Origin of the sequence: Streptomyces sp. NBRC 110028 (genome assembly GCF_001417735.1) — a bacterium.
Lineage (GTDB): Bacteria > Actinomycetota > Actinomycetes > Streptomycetales > Streptomycetaceae > Streptomyces.
Window position 1 is genome coordinate 1 of record NZ_BBUZ01000009.1, and the last position, 990, is coordinate 990.

Sequence of the window (990 nt, forward strand, 5' to 3'; positions counted from 1 at the left end):
GGCGTCGTCCAGCACGCCCGCGGCGTGGATGACTCCGGTCAGCGGATGTGCCGGGTCGATACCCGCGATGAGATCGTTGACGGTGGCGGGATCGGCCACGTCGGCCGCCTCGATCCGCACGTCCGCACCCAACTCGCCCAGCCGGACCGCACGTTCCTTGGCGGCGGGCGCGTCGGGGCCGCTACGGCTGACCAGCAGCAGATGCCGGACACCCCAGACACGCACCAGATGTTCGGCCACCTGCCCACCCAGGGTCCCGGTGCCACCGGTAATCAGCACCGTGCCCCCAGGATCCACCCGAGCCGGGACATCAAGCACCAGCTTGCCGGTATGCCGGGCCTGACTCAGATACCGCAGCGCTTCCCGCGCCCGGCACAACGGCCACACCCGCACCCGAGGCGGCACCAAAGCACCCGATACGAACAGCTCACCCAGCTCACCCAGCATCCGGCCAATACGGTCCGGACCCGCATCGCTGATCAGGTCATACGCCGCGTACCGCACCCCGGGATACTCGGCCCCGACCTGCTCCGGATCACGAACGTCGGTCTTCCCCATCTCCAGCAACCGGCCACCACCAGCCAGCAACCGCAAAGAAGCGTCCACGAACGGCCCGGCCAAACTGTTCAATACGACATCCACACCACGGCCCGCGGTGGCCTCCCGCACCACATGCTCGAAATCCAGATCACGTGAGGAGGCCCGATGCGCCGCGTCGATGCCCATCTCCTCCAGCACCGCGTGCTTGGCGGGACTCGCCGTGGCATAGATCTCCACGCCCAGGTGGCGGGCGATCTGCACCGCCGCCATCCCCACACCACCCGTCGCGGCATGGATCAGCACCGACTCCCCCGCCCGCACCCCGCCCAGCTCGACCAGCCCATACCAGGCGGTGAGGAACGCCACGGGTACCGCGGCGGCCTGCTGAAAACTCCAGCCGGAGGGGATGGGGGCCACGAGCCGTGCGTCCGTGACCGTCAGGGGGCCGAA

General features: G+C 69.1%; 1 protein-coding gene. It reads right to left on the reverse strand.

All coding sequences use genetic code 11. From position 1 onward, the window contains the following. On the reverse strand, positions 1-990 hold a 990-nt coding region (locus ASC60_RS00050), incomplete at both ends, for a zinc-binding dehydrogenase (RefSeq protein ID WP_159043179.1).